Raw genomic sequence first — 19,935 nt, 5'->3', positions numbered from 1 at the left:
ATTTGGGCGTGGAAGCTGGGCAAAAATTGACGGAGGAATTGAGCATGAACGAGCAATCGCCCGCCCAGGCTGGGCCGTCTCCCATACGGGTATTCATTTTGGATGACCATGAGCTGGTGCGGCTGGGCCTGCAGGAGCTGCTGGAAGGCCAGGGCTTCACGGTCGTCGGTTCTTCCGGCACTGCAGCGGAAGCCACCCGCCTCATCCCGGCATTGCGTCCCGACGTATCCGTGTTGGATGCCCGGCTGCCTGATGGAACCGGCATCGAAGTGTGCCGCGACGTTCGCTCGGTCGACCCCACACTCAGGTGCCTGATCCTGACCAGCTACGACGACGAGCAGGCTCTACGGGGGGCTGTGCTGGCGGGGGCGTCCGGCTACGTACTGAAGGAAATTGGCGGCACAGACTTGTTGACGGCCATCAAGCTGGCCGCCAGCGGTGAATCCTTGTTCGACGCCGCGCTGAAGCGCAGGATCATCGCGGGTTTGGCCGAGCCGGCTCCCCTTGACCCGCGCGTGGCCAGCCTCACGGCGCAGGAGCGGCGCGTGCTGGCGCTCATCGGCCAGGGCATGACCAACCGGCAAATTGGTGGTGAGCTTTTCCTGGCCGAGAAGACCGTGAAGAACTACGTTTCGTCACTGCTGGCAAAACTTGGTTTCGAACGGCGTACGCAGGCAGCCGTGTACATCACCGAGAAATAGCCAGCCGGGACTCGGTCACGTGCCTGCTGTTCATAGGACCAGGGAGGGAACAGTCTGGTCCAGTGGAACCGACCAATAGAAGCTGGTTCCCTGCCCCACAACGCTTTCGAGTTGAAAGACGCCTTTCAGGTTCGCTGCCCTTGCCTCCATATTTGCCAGTCCGCTTCGACCGTTGGAGCTGGCTATTCCACAACCGTCGTCCCGGACAGTGACGCTCACCAGCCCGAGTCCGGCAGTGACGTTCACGTCGATCTTCTGCGCCTGTGCATGACGGACAGCGTTGCTGACACCCTCTGTCACCACGGCGAGGAGGTGTTCGGCCAAGTCTGGGGACACCTGCGAGTCGATGGGCCCGGACAACACGATACGGGGCGCAAATGGCAGCGTCTTGGACACCTTCTGTACCGTGTTGACGATTCGACTTCCGAGCAGATCGGTTTCCCCCGCTGAAGCACGCAGAGAGTAGATGGTGTCCCGCAGTTCCTTAATCGTGGCGTCCAGCTCGTCGGTGATGGTGCGGATGCGGGCCAGCCCCGGTGCATCCGTGATGAACCTGGCCAGGCTTTGGACGTTGAGTCCGGCAGCAAACAAACGTTGAATGACGACGTCGTGCAGGTCCTGGGCGATGCGGTCCCGGTCGGTGTACAGCATCAGTTGCTCGCGAAGCCTGTGTGTCTGGGCCAGTTCCAGTGCCAGCACTGACTGTGCACAGTAGGAGGCGATCAGCTCGGCAGTCAGCGGGGAATACAGGTCCTGGCCATGGGCTCGAATGAGGATCATGAGCCCATGCGCGGAGCCCTCCGTACCCAGGCGCGCCAGGAGCGCGGGGCCCGTTTCCCTGGCGAATGCAGGGCCCAGCAGTGTTGACGCATTCTCGAAGCTGGTTGGACTGCCTGAGGCCACGACCCGTTGCACGGCCTCACGGTCGAGGTTCAGGAACCGGCCGGTGAGCTCCGCGGCTCGAACACCGGCAGCGCCCGCGACCTCAAGCTGGCCTTCCTCGTTGGGCGGACTGGCGATGAGGACCATGGTTGATTCAGCGGGTTCAAGGGCCATCTGCGCCACAAATGTTGCGTCCGGCCTGGCGCCGTCGCCCACGGCACCCATCATGCCCACGGCGACCCTTTTGCCAGCCTCCAACCAGTCGGTGCGCAACTTCGCTTCGTCAAATAGTTTCGCGTTCTCTATGGCGAACCCGGCAGCGCCGGCAAGAGCCACCGCCAGCGATTCGTCTTCTGCGGTGAACAGTCTTCCGCCGCGCTTCTCCGTCAGATACAGGTTGCCAAACACTGAGTCCCGGGCCCGGATGGGCACGCCCAGAAAAGTTCGCATGGGCGGGTGGTGTGGGGGGAACCCTGAAGATGCGGGGTGGTCATGAAGATTCGGCAGGCGGAGGGGGCGGGGTTCGCGTATCAGCAGGCCCAGGACTCCGTGGCCGGTGGGCAACGGGCCAATGAGCTCGGCCAGGTGTGGGTCCATGCCCTCGGTCACGAAATGGCTCAGGTTGTTGCCCTCGCCGATGACTCCCAGAGCCCCATATTCGGCGTCGAGGAGGCTGCAGGCTGCCTGGACAATTCGTTTGAGCACTGCGTCCAGTGTCAGTTCTTCAGTGATGGAGATGACGGCGGCGAGGAGCTCACGCAGGCGTTGGTCGTAGTCCAACGCCTGCGTCGCTACCTTGGATGTCCCTGTTATCGCCGGCTCTGTTGAAAACGGAGCTGCTTCACCCTCCCCCGGGCGCTGATGTTCCATGGGCTCAGGATACGCCACGGGAGCTGGGAGCCGCCATGGACCGGGGTGAGGACTCAGATGTAGCCGGACGCGTTGTCGGCGTCCTGCTGTTGGGTACCCATCCCTGTTGAAACCTGCTCGGGCAAGGTCTGGTTGTCCTCGTGGACCACAAGGACAGCGCATTTTGCGTGTGCAGCACAGGCAGAACTGACAGATCCCAGCAGCATGCCCTTGAATCCTCCGTGGCCGCGCGATCCGACAATGAGCATTTGAGCGTTCTTTGCCGCTTCGATCAAGACCTGTGCCGACTGGCCTCGAAGGCACTCGCTGACAAGGCCTGCGGGCGGATTGTTCCCGAACGCGTCAACAAGGGCTTTTGCATGCAGTTCCCTGACAACGGTTTCGCTGTCCCACTCCGGAATGGAATACGGTGCGAACACCACTTCGGAGCGCCACGCCGAGACCGCCTTGATGGTGGTCCCCAAGGGCTCGGCCAATCTCTTCGCCCACCGCAATGCCAGGACGGATTCCGGGGATCCGTCCACTCCCACAACGATGGGCAATGCTTTATTGGGCTTCGAATCGGCCATGACAACTACCTGCTTTCACGTTACTGCAGCTGGCCGCGATTCAAAGGACGCGACCATTGAACTACAATGATCTCTTTCGTAGGTCGGCGGTGCACAGGGCACAAGGTCCCTAGCCCACACATCATTTCCCACGCGCGCGTGGACAGCCAGCGATTCGGGACTTTGGGCCCTAGCTTCTCTTTGTCGCGTCAGGTTAGGGTCACTTCCATGAGAGACAATGAGATTGCACCCAAGGCCGCTATTTTGACATCTGCACAATGCTGGACGTTGCTTTCGCAAACCCATGTTGGACGACTCGCCGTGAACGTTGACGGCCGTCCGGACGTGTTCCCTGTCAACTACGAGCTTGACGGCGAATCTCTGCTCTTTCGCACCGGCGACGGCACGAAAATCGGTGCCATCAACGATGACGGACGTGTCGCGTTCGAAGTTGATTCGGTGAACCAGAAGGAAGGGACGGCTTGGAGCGTGGTCGTTAAGGGGGACGCCGAAATTACGTCCTCAAACAGCCACCTCCTCAACGCTGCAGAACGAGGCCTGTTCCCCTGGCAAGGGGTGGGGAAGGCCCACTTGGTGCGCATCGTTCCGGAAACAGTGACAGGCAGGAGTTTCACGCTTGACGCGTCGGTGACGCAGCACGTGTCCTTCGATGAAGCCATGCGCGCCGGGCTGGAATAGGCAGGCACGTCCGCGGCCGGTCCAGGGTCTTGTAGTCCATTGACGTCGCACGACTTTGGGCATTGAACTATTGGGGTATTGAACTATAGGCTATCTTCCTAATCGCCGGGCTTTGGATGTGAATGACAATGGTTTCATTTCGGGAACTTCACCACCTTGACGTCCCGTTTGTCCTCGCCAATGCTTGGGACGTCGGCTCCGGTTTGGCATTCGCTGCTGCAGGTTTCCCCGCCATCGGCACAACAAGTTTCGGGATCGCCGCTAGCACCGGCCAGCCCGACGGCGGCCGTTCCAGCAAAACGGCAACTGCCGCCCTGGTTGGACAGCTGGCCCGTCTCCAGGTCCACGTCACAGCAGATATTGAAGACGGCTATTCGGACAGCCCTGAGGAAGTCGCTGAGTTCGTAGCCGAATTGGCCACCGCTGGCGTGGTCGGTGTGAACATTGAGGACAGCACGGACGGGCATCTGGTGGACCCTGCGGCTTTCGCTGACAAGGTGGCCGCCGTCAAACGCCGCACCCCCACTGTTTTCATCAATGCGCGGGTGGATAACTTGTGGTTTGCCGAGCAGGCGACGGTGGCCGCCGTCCTGCTTCGTGCCCATGAATACGAAGTTGCCGGTGCCGACGGCATCTTCGTTCCGGGGCTGGTAGACGCGCATCAGATCCACGCCATCACGGCGGGGATCGATTTGCCGGTCAATGTGCTGGCTCATCCCTCCCTCACCGTTGCCGAGCTGGGAGCGTTGGGGGTTCGTCGCGTGAGTTCCGGCTCGCTACCATACCGCGCAGCCATGGACTCCGCCGTCGCCAGTGCCATCGCCCTGCGTGACGGCCTTGGGCTGCCAGCCGCCACCCCCTACTGGGACCTGCAGTCGCGCCTCGAAGCATTCAACCAAGGCTGACGATAGTGACACCGGTCCTTGTGAAATCGGGCCGGACAGCGTGTGGTGACGATCATGGCATTGTCGGTTTCCACCAATGATCCAAGTGGGTCCCTGGAAAATCGTGTTGATGGCCGTCCAGCCGTGACCCACTTGAACTCGAGCGGCCCACGCTCCTTGTGCTGTGCGCGGATACAGCCAGAGGGCACCAGTACGGTCACACCCCCAGAACATCTGCAGTTCTGTCTCCATTGAAGTCGCCCACCGTCTCCAGTAGATTGAATCCGCCCCATCCGACTCCAATGGTTACAGCCGCCCCAAACGTCCCGCGGCCGTGCCTTGATACAGGCGCAGCTCGTTCGCCACTGACACCAGGGCTCTGGATATGGCGATTTAATAGATCTAACGCAATCTGCACGATCATGCTAGTTCTGGCCAAGAAGAACCGCGAGATGTAGAGGATTTCGGTTGGTCGAAGAGCCGGCTGACCTTGCATCTATTATCTCGCAAAAATATTCACTCCACGGCAGCACCACCGCCCAAAAACGTCTGAAACTCAAGGAAGCCGATCATTGACCGGAGATCCGTGTCCGGAGGCCTGGACACATGGCCCAAAACGTCGTTGTTCCAGTCGCCGTTGAAATCCCCCGTGGAGTCGGACAGTAGGGACCCCGGCAGGGGCAGCGCCCCTGCCGCATAGTTTGCGCACGTGATGTCGTAGTCGCGAACATCGTCATACCACTGGGATAAGTAAACTGGACCACCGGAGAAACTTGGCTTTACGCAGCGGTCGCGAGCCTCCGTTGGCTAGTGCGGGGTTCGACGTCGATCCACACCATTGCTGGACGGAAACTGTTCCGCACCATGCTGGCGACTGCAAATGAGGCCTCCGCATACCCAATATTGGCTAGTTGCCCGGCACGGGTTGTTGCAGACCATGGACCGCTCGAGCGGTAGGTCAGAATTTGGGCCGGGGTGGGGAACACTGGGGCCAAGAGATGTGGTGTCTTGATAGTTCCGCTGCTTGGGCCGGTGCCGCTACCACGAGGAAGCCCGTGACGAGTCCATGGATGGCGAGCAGGCTTTGCAGCAGGAGCCGCCCGCGCACCTGAGTTCGACGTGCCGCAGGGCAAACTGCCGCGTGGATATTCTTAGTCCGCCAGAGGGATCACCTCGATGGCAGTGCCGGAACCGGTCACCACCAACACGCGTTTGCCCTTGACGTTCTTCAGTGCCTCGGCGAGAAGGTCCAGGGGCGGACCAGACGAGGGGATGTCCTGGTGGCTGTCCGAGGAATGTGTGGGCGCCTGGCTACCGATGGTTTTTCGCCGCCACAGCTTGACCGTGGCGCCGGTCTGTTCCTCGATGAGCCGCTTCAATTCCACACCATCCCCGGAGGCCACCAGGATCACTTGGTCGATGGTGCCCTGCTTTCCGGGAAGCGGTGCCACAGCTCGATCCTGCCGCCAAACGCTGAAATGGTAGGCGGCGACCAGCGCAGTGGCAATAAACAGCCCCAGTGGTGCGCGCACGCGGTCAATGAACGCCCCGCCAACGTGGTCCGCCAATGCGAACTCGAACAGCCGGTAACCTAGCACCAAGAGAGTGACCAGTGCCGATACCGCGCTCAAGCCGAAGACGGCGATCAGGTAGATCCGGCGGCCTGCCAATCCTTCCGAGAAGTCGGTACGGTGAGCGGGCTTCCACACCAGCCACCACAGCGGTGCCCCCACAATAAATGAACTTAGGCCGCCAATAAGCAAAGTGTGCACACCCGAGCCGGCCAAGGGAATTCCGAACGGCACCAGCAGCGCGTTCGCGATGACGCCGATGCCTGAGGCCGCCGCCACGAGTGCCACCCCTGAAACCAGCAGGCGTGCTGTCCGATCGATGCCAACGGATCGTTCGATCGCTGCATGGTAATGATAGGCAAGAACCAGAGCGCCGAGCAGGGCAGAGGAAAGGGAAAAGCCCAGCGGTTCAAGAATGCGCGCCGCTGACTCACTTGAATCAAAACCAAGACGCAGAACGGAGTTCAGCGTAATTCCCGCTCCGGCAAGCATCAGGACGCTGCTGCCGAGGATGCCGACCACAGCCAGTGTCACGTGCGCCAAGCGACCACCGGCGAACTGCACCCTTTTCCGCACCCAGTACCACCACCAAACAAGCACGCCGCCCGCGGCCCACACAAGAGCGCCCAGCACGTTCCGCCACCATGGCTGGCCGAACGTATCCACCCCGGCCAAACCGTGAATGGCGTGCGCGAAGAACAAGCCCAGCGTTGTTACTGCCCCTCCTGTCCCAATGACCAGCCCATAGGCAGCACCAAGGATGGGTGCCACTGAACGCAGACACAGCGGCCGACGTCGTGCATCTTGTGACATCCCCCGGTGCCAAAGCCAGACGGCGGCCCACACCACCCCGGTGGCAAAAGTTTGGGGTGACCAGTTGCCACCTGCCAACGTTGCAGCAGCAAAGAGGAGGGAACTGCTGAAAGTGACGAGCGAGACCGTCGATGCCCCCGCCACATAGACACCCCAGGACAGGGAATCCTGTTCCGACGTTTCTTCGGCCCTGCGCCACACGACCCACCACAGCACTGCCGCGAACGGGCCACCGATCAGTGTGAAGGCAAGTGACCGCGCCAGACTCGCAGTGTCGTCACGAACCAATTCGACACCTGTCTCCAGCAAGCGTCCCAGCAGGCCTGCAAGGCCGATCGCGCCAATGACAACAAGTGTGAAAAGCAAGGTGAACACGATCAAGCGACGCACTGTCGGGGTGGCTGTCACTTCGTTCCCTCGTTCGGGCAGATCGTGAGATCCCACGGTGCCGAAGAGATGCGCCATGCACCGTCCGTTCTCACGAGACTGAAAACGTCCTCGTAGCTTGATTCCTGGGCTCCAAACGGCCCGTTTCCGGAAAAGGACGCGATGGAGACTGCCACGTCGGCGGAATTGGACCGCTCCTTGGTCGAGATGAGCGTGATGGAGAGGTTGTCGGCACGGAATTGTTCCATTGGCGAACAGTCGGCAAACACAGCTTCCGTGAGATACCCGGCAGCCGTAGCCTCGTCCCCATCAACCGCTGCCGCGACGTAGCGCTGCACCACCCCGGCTGGAGTCGATTCCTCCAGGAGCGTGGGCTCGCCGCGGGTAACGGCGATCGATATGGCGGCCACCAGAACGAGGATGACGATCACGCCCAGGATGAGCAGTGGAATCTTCGCTAATTTTCGCTGCGGCGGTACCACAACAGGTTCATGTCCATGACCTTCCGGTGGGCGCGTGGGATCCGTCGGGCTAGCAGGTGAATCCACGAAGCACCCTTTGGGAAGCCCCTACTTCTGCCATTCCTTCTCCCCCTCATCACTTAGAACGCAGCCGGGATTCCATTGCTTCGGCCGGCAACGGCACCTGGTAAAGGCAACTGTCGCATACTTGCCGTGCCGTGTCAGCCTACGAGAAGACTGGCCCCTCATGCCCATTGCCCTCCCACTCCGGCACTTCTATCCTTGTAAAAGCAGAATCCGCGCAGAAGGGCTGGCACCACCATGAGCCGCAAAGTCACCGCACACCTCTTCAACTCCCTCAACGGGGTGGTGGAAAGCCCCAACCTGTGGCAATACGACTCATTCGGGCCAGACGAAGCCCAGCTGATGACGGAGGTCATCACCCCCGTCACGGACGTTGTGATAGGGCGAAAACTGTGGAGCGAATGGTCTGGGTACTGGCCGCAAGCCGAGGACCCCTTCGGCCAATGGATCAACCCAGTGCGCAAGCACGTGGTGTCCACGACCCTGCCGGATGAGCTGCCCTGGAACAGTACCCGCATCGCAGGGGACCCCGTTGAGTACGTGAAGAACCTTCGCGAGCACGGCGAGGGCGGGATCATCGTCAGTGGCGGCATTGAAACAGTCCGTTCACTGTTCCTGGCGGGGCTCGTCGATGAACTTATTCTGACAACGCACCCCGTGGTCACCAACGCAGGCAGGCGGCTCTTTGACGAAAGCGTCCCCACCACGCGGCTGCAGCTGTTGAGCGCCACCCCCACCCCTCCGGGCAACGTCATCATGCGCTACGCCCTCCGCCAGCCGGAATAGGCTGCGAATCTTGACCCCTGCCGTGCACCGCGACAGGCTTTGTCCAACCCACCGGGAGAACTCATGCAGCGAATCGTGCCCAATATATGGTGCCAAGGCAACGCGGACGACGTCGGCAGCTTCTATGCGGATATTCTCCCGGACACGTCCATGGACGTGGTTGCCTCCTACCCCACGGACAATTTGCCGGACTTCCAACGCCATCTCGCGGGGCAACCGCTGGTAGTGGATGTGAGCGTGGGCGGCTATCAGCTCCGTCTTATCAATGCGGGAGACGAGTACTGGCCCACCCCGGCGTTGTCCTTCATCCTGACCATAGATCCGCGGCTGTTCACGGGCGGCACGGATGAGGCACGCACACGCATGGCGAGCATGTGGGAGGCGCTCGCAGATGGTGGCGAGGTTCGCATGCCTTTGGCCGAGTATCCGCACAGCAAACTGTATGGATGGGTTCAGGACAAGTTTGGGGTGAACTGGCAATTGATGCTGGCCGCACCGGACGCTGAGCGGCGCCCGGGCGTGATGCCGCAGTTCCTGTTCACCGGGGAGGCCGCCCAGGCGCAACAAGCGATCGACCTCTACACCGGCCTGCTCCCGAACTCGGGCCCGGGGATGGCCGTGCCGAAGCCAGATGATGCGGGGGGCCTGCTTTTCGCCGAGTTCACACTGGCCGGCCAATGGTTCTCTGCGATGGATGGCGGCGCAGGGCACGACTTCACGTTCACCCCGGGGATCTCCCTCCAGGTCGAATGCACGAGTCAGGAAGAGATCGACTCGTTGTGGGAAGCCCTGAGTGCAGTGCCGCAGGCCGAACAGTGCGGCTGGCTGGTGGACAGGTTTGGGGTGAGCTGGCAGATTGTGCCGCGGAACATGGGCGAGCTGATGCAGAACCCGGGCGCCTACCAAAGGATGCTCACCATGAAGAAAATCATCATTGCAGAGCTGTGAGGCACAGCGGTGCCAGCCTATGACTTAGCCCACATGCGGCCAGCCCGGCTGGCGACACGCGCTAAAGTGGATCGCGGTACCCGCCGACGAGTGCCCTGTGGCCTGTGCCCGAGGAGAACAAACGGCGATCAACCACGCATCGCTCCATTTCCCCGGTCCGCAGGAAGAAGTTCATGACTCTCGCACACCCCTTGGCCAACAGGCTGGTCCCGGCCGCTACCGTCCTGGCAGCAGCATTGGTTCTTGCAAGCTGTTCACCAGCCGCCACGTCCTCGGATACCAGCGCTGACGCTGGCACGCCAGTCACCGGCGGAACCCTGGTCTACGCCTCCGGCGATGCCGAACCCACCTGTCTGGATCCGCACGTCGGTGGCAACTACCCGCAGGCGCTTGTTGCCTCGCAATTCCTGGAGACCCTGTACACGAAGGACGCGGACGGCAAGTTGATCCCCTGGCTCGCGGAGGACTCCACCGTGTCCGAGGACGGGCTGACGCGCACTGTGAAGATCCGGGACGGGATCAAGTTCACCGATGGGACCGCGCTGGATGCTGCCGCGGTCAAGGCAAACTTTGAGCACCTTTTGAACCCGGAAACGGCCTCATCCACCGGCTATCTGGCCCTGGGCAAGATAGATTCCATGGACGCCGTCGACGCCACCACGCTGGTGCTGAAGCTCAAGACCCCTGACAACTCGCTGCTCGAGTCCTTCTCCATGCCTTGGGTTGCCATCGAATCCCCCACGGCACTGAAGCGTACCCAGGCGGAAAACTGTGCATCTCCGGTGGGCACCGGCCCGTTCAAGGTCGAGTCCTGGAAGAAGCAGGATTCGGTAAACCTGGTCCGCAACGCCGAGTATGTGCTCCCTGTGCCGACGGCGGCACACGCGGGAACCGCCTACCTGGATGCCATCACCTGGCGCTTCATTCCCGAGGCGGCAACGCGCTATGCGGCACTGCAGGCCGGTGAAGTTCAGGTCATCGATAACGCCCAGCCGGACGCCATTGCCGCTGCTGGCAAGGTCTCCACCATCAAACACCTGGATGCGCCCCGCCCCGGAGCCTCCAACCGCATTGAGCTGAACTCCTCCAAGGCACCGTTCAATGATGCCAAGGTCAGGGAAGCCTTCATCCATGCGGTGAACGTGAAGGCGAGCATCGATTCACTGTTCTTCGGCACGGCGCCGCAGTCATTCTCCGCCCTGTCCAGTGTGGAACCGCTGGCCTACTCGGAGGAATCCCTGTTCGGCTACGACGCCGCCAAGGCTGGCACGTTGCTGGATGCCGCAGGTTGGAGCAACCGCGATTCCGAAGGCTACCGTGTCAAGGACGGAACCCGGCTCTCCCTCACGTTCCCTGTGAGCACAAGCCAGTCGATCCCTGCGGAGCAGTCGCTCTTTGAGCAGATGCAGGCCACGGCCAAGGAATCGGGCATCGAGATTAAGATCAACTTGTTGGATCTGTCCAGCTGGTACGGGGACCTGGCCAAGAATGACTACGACTTGGTGTCCGCTCCGTACACCAAGGTTGGCCCGAGTGTTCTCTCCGTCCTGTTCAGCTCCGCTTCAACTATTCCCGCACCCTCCGGCTATTTCGCCAACCACTCCCAGGTCAAGGACCCGGCCCTTGACGCGTTGCTTGAGACCGCAGGTTCCACCAAGGATGAGGCCGAGCGGAAGGACCTCTACACGCAGGTGCAGAAAAAGGTTCTGGAGGGCTACTACGTGCTGCCGCTCTATGACCAGCAAAACCACTTCCTTTACTCGGACAAACTGAAGAACGTGGGTGCCACCACGGCCGTGGCAACACCGACGTTCTTCGACACCTGGCTGGCCAACTAGATCCTTCACAAGACGCCCCCGCCCATGAGCGCCTCCGCAACAGCCACCAACCGATCCCCCGGTAGTTTTGGGGCATCCGTTCGTTGGTTGCTGCGCAAGCTCGGTGGGGGCGTCTTTGTGCTCTGGGCAGTAGCAACTGCCATCTTCTTTGGCATCCGGATGATTCCCGGGGACCCAGCAGAGGCCATCCTGGGTGGCCCCGGTTCCCAGGCATCGCCCGAAGCCCTTGCAGCAGCCCGGGCCCAGTATGGCTTGGACCTGCCCCTGCACGTTCAGTACTTTGGCCAGCTGTGGCGCTTGGCCACTGGGGACATGGGCACGTCTTATTCGTTGAAGATCCCGGTCACCGAAGTGCTGCGAGAGCTGGTCCCTTCCACCCTCATTCTGGCCGTTCTCGCGCTCCTGCTGGCCTGGGCCATGGCGCTGGTACTGGCTGTGCTGTCCACCCGCAGCGGCGGGGTGGGTACGGCGCTGGCGTCGGGGCTGGAAATCGTCTCGGCCGCGGTGCCGCACTTTTGGCTGGCCAGCGTGCTCATCATGGTCTTCTCGACGGCGCTGGGGTGGCTTCCGCCGGTGAGCACCAACACCCCGGCCGGCTTGGTGCTGCCGGTCATTACCCTGGCGTTGCCGCTGGCAGGATTTTTGGGCCAGGTCATGCGGGACACCATGGAGGAGGCCCAGCGTTCCGCATTTGCGCTTTCTGCACGGGCACGAGGGGAATCAGAAACCGGCGTGCTACTGCGCCATTCACTGCGGCATGCAGCGCTACCGGGCATCGCGCTCTCAGGCTGGGCCTTGGGCTCGCTGCTCTCGGGCGCCGTGGTGGTGGAGTCCATCTTCGCCCGTCCTGGGCTGGGACGTTCACTGCTCTCTGCGGTGACCACCCGCGACATACCGTTGGTCACCGGCGTCGCACTTCTTTCCGCTGCCGCCTATGTGGTGATCATGGCCCTGTCAGACATTGCCGAGCGCCTCGTGGACCCACGGATCAGCGCGCCATGAGTATCTTGGAACCGGCCCTGCCGTCAGTGGATCCGGTGCTGAACCCGCATGCGGCCCGTAAGGCACGCCCTGGCGGCACCTTTGTGAGGCGGATTGCGGCCCACATCCCCTGGGTCGTCTCAACCGCCGTGCTGCTCTTCTTTGTTCTTGCAGCCATCGCGCCGAACGTCCTGGCACCCGTTGACCCGCTGGCCATCAACCCCAGCGAAGCGTTCTCCGCACCCGGCACCGGGCACCTGCTGGGCACCGACGAATCGGGCAGGGACATCTACTCCCGAATTGTCCACGGATCACGAGCCTCGCTGCTCATTGGTGCTGCGGCAACAGGCATAGGTCTCAGCCTGGCGTTGGTCCTGGGGACCGTCGCCGGATTTGGTGGGCGGTGGCTGGACTTTGGCGTGGGCCGGATCCTGGAGGTGCTGTTTGCCTTGCCCGGGCTGCTGCTGGCCCTCGTGTTCATCGCCCTTGCAGGGCCGGGCGTGGCCACCACTGTTGTTGCGGTGGGCCTGACCACCGCACCCGGATACGCCAGGATGATCCGTGCACAAATCATCGCCTTGCGGACCTCGCCCATGGTCGAGGCCGCAACGGTGCTGGGGCGCAGCCGAACCCGCATCCTGACCACCCACATCCTGCCTAACGCCCTTGCACCCATTGCCGTGCTTGCCACGTTGGGACTGGGCCAGGCTATTCTTTGGGCCGCTTCCCTGAGCTTTTTGGGGCTGGGAGCACCCCCACCCGCCCCCGAATGGGGCACCATGCTTTCGGCGGGCCGCACCTACCTTGCCCTGGCCTGGTGGATGACGCTGTTCCCGGGGCTCGCCATTGTGCTGGTTGCCGCCGCTGCCACGGTTCTCTCCAGATCGTTGAAGTCCCGAGGTACCCGGTGAGCGCGGTCGAGCCCGTTCTGCGGGTTGAGAATTTGCACGTCTCCTTTGACGGGACGAATGTTGTGACTGGTGTTTCCTTCACGGTGCACCCCGGGGAATGCCTGGCGCTGGTGGGCGAATCCGGGTCCGGTAAGTCGGTGACCGCCAGGTCCCTGATCGGCTTGGCCGGACTGGGATCGCTGGTGCAGGCCGATACACTCGACGTCGCCGGCCGTGACGTCCGCGGTCTTTCGCAGCGCAGCTGGCGTGCCATCCGCGGCAAGCAGGTGGGATTGATCCTGCAGGACGCTCTGACGTCCCTGGACCCGCTGCGAAAAATCGGGAAGGAAATCGACGACGCGCTGCGCATTCACTCCGGGCTTTCCGGGGCGCAACGTGCCGCGCGCGTGATGGAACTGCTGGAGGCCGTGGGCTTGGACGATCCCCTCCGCCGGGCTTCCCAACGCTCAGGGGAACTCTCCGGCGGGATGCGCCAACGTGCGCTGATTGCCTCAGCCGTAGCCTTGGACCCCACGCTGATCATTGCCGATGAGCCCACCACTGCACTGGATGCAACCATCGCTGCCTCTGTCATGGCCAGGCTGGGTGAATTGCGTCAAACAGGCTCGGGGATGCTTCTGATCAGCCACGACCTTGCGGCGGTGGCAAGTGTGGCGGATTCGATTGCCGTCATGCAGGCCGGACGCATCGTGGAACGAGGCCCAAAGGAACAGGTTCTCAACGACCCGCAGCACCCGTACACCCGTGCCCTGCTGGCGGCGGTTCCTGCAGGGAAACCCCGCTTCACGCGCCTGTCCCCCGCAGCGGACACCCCCGCGACTTCAGCGCATCAGCCAGCCGGGACGGTCGCAGCGCAGGGTGAGGTGACGGCGCAGGCCGAGGTCGCAGCCCAGGGCGAGGCGGCCGACGTCGTGCTTCCGGTGTTGAGTGCGAGCGGGCTCTGCAAGAGTTTCCCCCTGGCCGGGGCCACTGATTTCCGGGCTGTGCACGACGTCAGCTTTGAGCTGTTGCCTGGGCGCACCCTGGGCGTGGTGGGTGAATCCGGATCCGGGAAGACCACCACCGCCCGCATGGCCCTGGGACTGATAAAGCCCGACGCCGGAGATGTGCGGCTCTTCGGTAAACCGTGGAGTGCGGTTCCAGAATCCGGGCGCCGGTCCCGCCGCTCGTCGCTGGGCGCCATTTACCAGGACCCGCTCTCCTCCTTCGACCCGCGTCTTTCCACCGGCTCGCTGCTGGCTGACGCCCTGAGTTCTGGGGCCACGCGCAATCCGCGCTCCCACTCCAAGAGAATCAACGAACTGCTGGAGATGGTGGGCCTGGAACAGGATGTGGCAGCCCGCAATCCCGCCAGGCTCTCGGGCGGGCAACGGCAGCGTCTGGCCATTGCCCGCGCCCTGGCACCGAACCCGCGGGTGCTGATTTGCGATGAGCCGGTCTCCGCGCTGGATGTCTCCATCCAGGCCCAGGTCCTTGACCTGCTGGATGAGCTGCAGCAACGGCTTGGGCTGAGCTACTTGTTCATCTCACACGACCTCTCGGTGATCAGGCACATGAGTGATGACGTGCTGGTCATGCGCTCGGGTGAAGTTGTTGAATCCGGGGCAACTGAAGCCGTGTTCACCGTGCCGCAGCATGAGTACACGCGCGCCCTGCTGGCAGCGGCACCGCCACTCGAGCGTGGACACTGAGTACGCGGATGCCGAACACATCCTGACGCTCAAAGCGCAGGCTGACCCGTAGACTCTGAACGTGCCGGGTATGCGGACAGCACATTCATTGCAGGTGGGAACGTTGAGGAGAACCGGTGCGCGAATCCCGGGACATCGTGGTTGGTTATGACGGCTCTGCAGAAGCCGCCCAAGCTGTGCTGTGGGCCGTCACGCAGTCCGTCTTGCGGAACTGTCGGCTGCACCTGGTGCATTGTCACTTGCGGCCGACGCCATCGCAGGACCCCGCTGTCGGCGGCGGCACAACGACTGACGACGTGGATCCCTCACCTGAAGCCATCCTCGCCGAAGGCGTGGCATTGGTGAAGGCCGTGGCTCCTGCACTGGATGTTCAGGCGAGCCTTATCTACGGGTGGCCTGCCGTGCATCTGAGCAGAATTTCCCAGGGCCAGGAGTTGCTCGTTGTGGGCAGTCGGGGCTTCGGCGGGTTCCTGGGCCTTCTGGTGGGTTCTGTGAGCCTGGAGTTGGCAGCGACGTCCAACTGTCCCGTGGCCGTCATCCGCAGGGCGGACCAACACCCTGCCGGAGCAGTGGTCGTGGCCGTTGACGCATCCGGCTCCGCAGCGGCTCTGGCCGATGCCTGCGCAATGGCCGTGCTAACGGGTTCCCCTTTGAACGTGCTTCATGTGCGGCCTGATAAGAATGGTTTGGCACTGATCCGGAGACGCGGCAGCAAGGTACCGGTGGACGTTTTGGAGGCTGCCGTGGCAACCGCCCGCAACCTTGCTCCCGGCATCAGCATTGAAGGGAAACTGCTCACCGAAAAATCCACCGCCCGGGCAATTCTCAACGCTTCACAGGACGCCAGCCTGATCGTCATGGGGACCACGGGACGCGGACTGGTCAAGGGTGTCATCGGCTCCACCACGCATGCGGTACTCCACCACGCCCGTGGACCGGTCCTCGTCTCACGACGGACGTAATCTTTTCAGTTCTCCGACGATGGGCCGGTTACTCGAAAGCGAGTGCAAGGGCTGCGATTTCCGCCTCAAGGCGCTCGACGTCGTCTCGGCAGCACAGTTCCGTTGCCGGTGAAATCACGGCGGCACTTCCAGCGGCCACCGCCGATCTCAGGGCCGCCTCAGCCGGGTAGCCTTGTGCGAGCCGCAAGACAAACGCGGCCAGAAAGCTGTCACCGGCCCCGACCGTACTGACCACCTTGACCGACGGCGTCGGCAACCGAATAGCGCCGGACTTGGAGGCGAGCACGGCCCCGGCTTCACCCAATGTCAGGGCGACGTACTCTGCGCAACCCTCGGCAATCAGCGCGGAGGCCGCGTCGATTTGGCTCTGTTCGCTGTCAAGGGCCGCACCGACATGCTCGGCCAGTTCCCGCCGGCTGGGTTTTACCAGAAAGACTCCTTCGGCGAGGGCCTCTGCAAGGGCCGGACCCGAGGTGTCCACCACGCAGCGCACGTCGGCCTCCCGCGCCAGGCGGGCGAGCTGCGCGTAGAAGCCATCCGGAACCCCCGGAGGCAGACTGCCGCTGGCAATCAGATATCCACCTGACCGGATGGTCCGGCCAACAATCCTCAAGCAATTGCGCCACTCATCTTCACTAAATTCAGGACCTTCCAGGACGAACCGGAACTGCTTCCCCGTTGAGTTCTCATCAACTGTGACATTCTGCCGGGTGCTCCCCTGGACTGCCGCCACCAAAACCGGGATTCCCTCGGCTTCCATCAACCGGCGGTAGGTGTCTCCGGTGGTGCCGCCTGCGGTATAAACAGCCACGGCCTGGCCGCCGAGCCGGTGTATCACCCTGGCCACGTTAGCCCCGCCACCTCCCGGATCGAGGGTGCTGCGACTGCACCGGAGTTTATGCCCGCTGTAGACGACGTCCGTTGATGTGCTGACGTCCAGTGCGGGGTTCATGGTGAGGGTGACGATTTGTTTGGAACGCCATGAGGATGAAGCATCCGTGAACCCCACCATGGGCGAACCGTTCTTCTTGGAATCGATGGGCTTCATGGATTATCTGGTCCCTTCAGGGCTCGTTTCCGTCCGGTTCAGGTGAAGGCCCGGATGGTGCGAACGTCATCTCTGTGCAGTGGTCTGTGCAGTGGGTAGAAGCATAGGACACCAAAGTAGGCACGTCCATGTGTGTCCTCGCGCAGTCGCGCAGCCGCCCGGGCCGGAAACCGCCATCGACGGTTTAGTAGAGCTTGTTGGCTCCGCCGTCGGCCATGAGGGTCTGGCCGGTCATGTACTGCGAATCGTCGGAGAGCAGGAAGGCCACGATCGGCGCAACGTCCGCCTCCGGATCGCCGAAGCGCCCCAGCGGAACCTTGGCCAGTGAATCCTTGTACATTTCAGGGAACGCTTCACTCCATGCCTTAACTCCTGGGGTGAGTGCCATGGGTGAGACAACGTTGACGCGGATATTGTCCTTGGCCCACTCGTTTGCCGTGACCCGGGAAAGCCCGCGGATCGCTTCCTTCGCCGAAGCATAGGCAGCCTGGGTTTCCTGTCCGACCATGGCCGAGCCCGAACCGAAGTTCACCACGGAACCGCCGTTGACGGCCAGCAGCGGGTAGGCAGCCGCCATGAACTGGCGGGTGGCGCGGAAACCCGTGTTGAAGGACAGATCCCACTGTTCCTCGGTCAGGTCGTTGAACATGGCTTGGCGCGATGCGTGCGCGTTGTTGACCAACCCGTCCAGTCCGCCAAAAGTTGTGCTGGCCAGTTCGACGGCGGACGCCGCCACCGCCTTGTCGCTGACGTCGCCCAACACGAACCGGACGTTGGCGCCCAGATCTGCCGTGAGGGATTCCCCGGCTTCGCCATTGACATCGACCGCAACGACTTTGGCTCCGCGAGCCACCAAAACCCGGGAAATTGCACGGCCAATTCCCGATGCCCCGCCGGTGACGATGACGACCTTGTTTTCGAGTTGCATGCTGACTCCCTGGTTGACGTTTCGTGGGACCGGACGATCCCTGGCTGTGGATTGCCCCTATACACAATCACAAGATGATGTGTGTGTGCTGGAAGCTCGCGAATACCAGGTTGTGTGGAACAGTGGATTCATGGACACAGCTTCAGGCAAACCCCCTCCAGGCACTCCCGATCTGACAGTTCACGGTCCCCCGCCGGAACCCGCAGCGCCGGTGTTGCTCGCATCGGTGATGCATGTGGCCGATGCCATTCATGAGGTCCGGACGCGCGTTGCGGCGGTTTCCGGCTTCACTCCCACCATCGTCGCCTACCCGGGCTACGGCAGCACCACATGGGTGCGCGTGCTGGCCCGTGTTGTACTGACAAGCAAGCGCACAGCCACCAGCGGCAGGATGCGCGGCTGGCGTGCCTTCACCAGCGTTCCTGTTCCGGACACTGACGTGGAAGTGGAGATCGACGGCGTCGTCCATGCGGTCCGCGCCGACGCAGGAGGACTCGTAGATGCCGTGCTGGAGGCCTCCTTGGAGCCAGGCTGGCACACAGTCTTCCTACGCAGCCAGGTTGCAGCTCCCGCCGAGGAGCGCATCTTGATCGTCGCACCCGACACCACGTTCGGCATCGTCTCGGACATTGACGACACCGTCATGGTCACGGCGCTGCCCCGGCCGCTGCTGGCCCTCTGGAACACCCTGGTCCTCAGCGAACGGGCGCGAACGCCCACCCCTGGCATGGCCGTGCTGCTCGACAGGATCGTGGACAGGCACCCCGGGGCACCCATCCTCTACCTCTCCACCGGACCGTGGAACGTGGCGCCCGCCCTGTCACGGTTTCTTGCCAGAAACCTGTACCCGGAGGGCGTTCTGCTGCTCACCGACTGGGGTCCCACCCGCCAGCGCTGGTTCCGCAGTGGAGAAGAACACAAACGCAATAACCTCCAGCGGCTCGCACAGGAATTTCCAGACATCAGGTGGCTGCTGGTGGGCGACGACGGCCAGCACGATCCGGAGATCTATGCTGACTTTGCGCGTTCACATGCTGCGCAAACAGCAGCCATTGCCATCCGTGAGCTCTCCACCGGGGAAGCCATGCTGGCTGGCCGCCGCCAGCATGGGAAAGGTCCAGTTTTGGGCCACGGAGGGGTGCCTCGATTGTCCGCACCCGATGGTGCGGGACTTGCCCAGCAGCTGCGAAAGCACGGTTTGCTCTGAATCTACGATCCGCGTGCCTGAGTAACGTGAGCTGCCGGTTGGTTGCCGGCAGCTCCATGCCGGGTGCGTTAAACTTCCGGCACAAGGACTTGTTGGAAACAGTGGGAAACAGGATGTGTGCATGAGCGAACAACAACCACCAGGATCGGCTGGCCAGCAGTCAAGCCAGCACGGAGGGCTCGGCGACACAGGTGAGCACGGCGAGACAGGTGAGGTTGCAGAGGACCGCTTCGTTGGGCGGACTGACCTGACCCGGTGGAGAGCCCCTTTCGGCCGTTGGCTCGCCGGCGTCGTACGTTGGCTCAGTGCCCGGCTGGGACCGCATGCCGCCCTGATCCTCACGCTCGCCGTCGGCGCCGCGATCGCTGCTGCCCTGACCTACGTTTCCGCCGAAGTTTATGAAGCCGTCACCGAGGCCGACGGGGTGGCAGCACTGGACCATCCACTGCTGGACGCTGCGATGAGCGTCCGTTCGCCGTGGCTGGATACCGTGGCCACGGGCTACACGGACATCGCCGGGACCATCGGCATGCCCATCCTCGCCGCCACCATCATGGTGGTCCTTGCCCTGAAGCGCCGGTCGTGGACACCGGTCATACTCATGCTCACGGCCACCGCAGGGTCGCTGCTGATGACAGTCGCGGGGAAGCAACTTATTGGACGCGCCCGCCCGCCGCTGGTGGACGCCATCCCGCCCTATGAATATTCGCCCTCGTTTCCCAGCGGCCACACACT

The 19,935-nt window shown here is 62.6% G+C and carries 17 protein-coding genes and 1 pseudogene; 12 read left to right on the top strand and 6 right to left on the bottom strand.

What is annotated here, in order from left to right; translation table 11 throughout:
* The first annotated feature begins 44 nt into the window (after positions 1-44).
* Positions 45-701, top strand: coding sequence for a response regulator transcription factor (locus Q4P21_RS07540; protein ID WP_303388175.1), 657 nt, complete (start codon positions 45-47; stop codon positions 699-701).
* Positions 702-731: 30 nt separating this feature from the next.
* Here Q4P21_RS07540 and Q4P21_RS07535 read toward each other — a convergent pair whose 3' ends face one another.
* Both Q4P21_RS07535 and Q4P21_RS07530 read right to left on the bottom strand, forming a co-directional pair.
* Positions 732-2,453: a GAF domain-containing protein gene (locus Q4P21_RS07535; protein ID WP_303388174.1), complete on the bottom strand. Its 1,722-nt coding sequence runs from the start codon at positions 2,451-2,453 to the stop codon at positions 732-734.
* A 53-nt stretch (positions 2,454-2,506) separates the two neighbouring features.
* On the bottom strand, positions 2,507-3,022 hold the full coding sequence (locus Q4P21_RS07530; protein WP_303388173.1) for a universal stress protein: 516 nt from the start codon (positions 3,020-3,022) through the stop codon (positions 2,507-2,509).
* A gap of 207 nt (positions 3,023-3,229) precedes the next feature.
* Here Q4P21_RS07530 and Q4P21_RS07525 point away from each other — a divergent pair, with 207 nt between their 5' ends.
* Complete coding sequence (locus tag Q4P21_RS07525) at positions 3,230-3,700, top strand: pyridoxamine 5'-phosphate oxidase family protein (RefSeq protein WP_303388172.1); 471 nt, start codon at positions 3,230-3,232, stop codon at positions 3,698-3,700.
* Between the two features lie 122 nt (positions 3,701-3,822).
* A complete protein-coding gene (locus tag Q4P21_RS07520; protein ID WP_303388171.1) occupies positions 3,823-4,605 on the top strand; it encodes an isocitrate lyase/phosphoenolpyruvate mutase family protein in 783 nt (260 codons plus the stop codon).
* 1,130 nt (positions 4,606-5,735) lie between these two features.
* Here Q4P21_RS07520 and Q4P21_RS07515 read toward each other — a convergent pair.
* Positions 5,736-7,376 carry a DUF5671 domain-containing protein gene (locus tag Q4P21_RS07515; RefSeq protein WP_303388170.1) on the bottom strand — a complete coding sequence of 547 codons (1,641 nt, stop codon included), beginning with the start codon at positions 7,374-7,376 and terminating at the stop codon, positions 5,736-5,738.
* Entirely contained in the window at positions 7,373-7,903 is a 531-nt protein-coding gene (locus Q4P21_RS07510; protein WP_303388169.1) for a hypothetical protein, read from the bottom strand. The genes Q4P21_RS07515 and Q4P21_RS07510 overlap by 4 nt, the downstream gene beginning before the upstream one ends.
* A gap of 234 nt (positions 7,904-8,137) precedes the next feature.
* On the opposite strand from Q4P21_RS07510, the gene Q4P21_RS07505 reads away from it, so the two are divergent.
* From Q4P21_RS07505 to Q4P21_RS07475, 7 genes are all read left to right on the top strand, one after another.
* Positions 8,138-8,686: a dihydrofolate reductase family protein gene (locus tag Q4P21_RS07505; RefSeq protein ID WP_303388168.1), complete on the top strand. Its 549-nt coding sequence runs from the start codon at positions 8,138-8,140 to the stop codon at positions 8,684-8,686.
* Between the two features lie 63 nt (positions 8,687-8,749).
* On the top strand, positions 8,750-9,634 hold the full coding sequence (locus Q4P21_RS07500) for a VOC family protein (protein ID WP_303388167.1): 885 nt from the start codon (positions 8,750-8,752) through the stop codon (positions 9,632-9,634).
* Positions 9,635-9,807: 173 nt separating this feature from the next.
* Positions 9,808-11,472: an ABC transporter substrate-binding protein gene (locus tag Q4P21_RS07495; RefSeq protein ID WP_303388166.1), complete on the top strand. Its 1,665-nt coding sequence runs from the start codon at positions 9,808-9,810 to the stop codon at positions 11,470-11,472.
* A 24-nt stretch (positions 11,473-11,496) separates the two neighbouring features.
* Entirely contained in the window at positions 11,497-12,474 is a 978-nt protein-coding gene (locus tag Q4P21_RS07490; RefSeq protein ID WP_303388165.1) for an ABC transporter permease, read from the top strand.
* Positions 12,471-13,364 carry an ABC transporter permease gene (locus tag Q4P21_RS07485; RefSeq protein WP_303388164.1) on the top strand — a complete coding sequence of 298 codons (894 nt, stop codon included), beginning with the start codon at positions 12,471-12,473 and terminating at the stop codon, positions 13,362-13,364. The genes Q4P21_RS07490 and Q4P21_RS07485 overlap by 4 nt, the downstream gene beginning before the upstream one ends.
* Complete coding sequence (locus tag Q4P21_RS07480) at positions 13,361-15,055, top strand: ABC transporter ATP-binding protein (protein ID WP_303388163.1); 1,695 nt, start codon at positions 13,361-13,363, stop codon at positions 15,053-15,055. The genes Q4P21_RS07485 and Q4P21_RS07480 overlap by 4 nt, the downstream gene beginning before the upstream one ends.
* A 116-nt stretch (positions 15,056-15,171) precedes the next feature.
* On the top strand, positions 15,172-16,017 hold the full coding sequence (locus Q4P21_RS07475) for a universal stress protein (RefSeq protein WP_303388162.1): 846 nt from the start codon (positions 15,172-15,174) through the stop codon (positions 16,015-16,017).
* Between the two features lie 28 nt (positions 16,018-16,045).
* Here Q4P21_RS07475 and Q4P21_RS07470 read toward each other — a convergent pair whose 3' ends face one another.
* Positions 16,046-17,065 (bottom strand): 1-phosphofructokinase family hexose kinase, encoded by a 1,020-nt coding sequence (locus Q4P21_RS07470; protein WP_303388161.1) that lies wholly within the window; start codon positions 17,063-17,065, stop codon positions 16,046-16,048.
* 184 nt (positions 17,066-17,249) lie between these two features.
* The gene (locus Q4P21_RS07465) at positions 17,250-17,993 is read right to left on the bottom strand and encodes an SDR family NAD(P)-dependent oxidoreductase (RefSeq protein ID WP_303388160.1); all 744 of its coding nucleotides are present in this window, start codon (positions 17,991-17,993) and stop codon (positions 17,250-17,252) included.
* 229 nt (positions 17,994-18,222) lie between these two features.
* Here Q4P21_RS07465 and Q4P21_RS07460 point away from each other — a divergent pair, with 229 nt between their 5' ends.
* Both Q4P21_RS07460 and Q4P21_RS07455 read left to right on the top strand, forming a co-directional pair.
* Positions 18,223-19,200 (top strand): App1 family protein, encoded by a 978-nt coding sequence (locus Q4P21_RS07460; protein ID WP_303388191.1) that lies wholly within the window; start codon positions 18,223-18,225, stop codon positions 19,198-19,200.
* A gap of 121 nt (positions 19,201-19,321) precedes the next feature.
* Positions 19,322-19,935 (top strand): annotated as a pseudogene (locus tag Q4P21_RS07455) (phosphatidic acid phosphatase); the annotation flags it as partial.

Origin of the sequence: Arthrobacter sp. (assembly GCF_030540645.1) — a bacterium.
In the GTDB taxonomy this organism is placed as follows: domain Bacteria; phylum Actinomycetota; class Actinomycetes; order Actinomycetales; family Micrococcaceae; genus Specibacter.
This window is presented reverse-complemented; position numbering and strand designations above follow the sequence as displayed.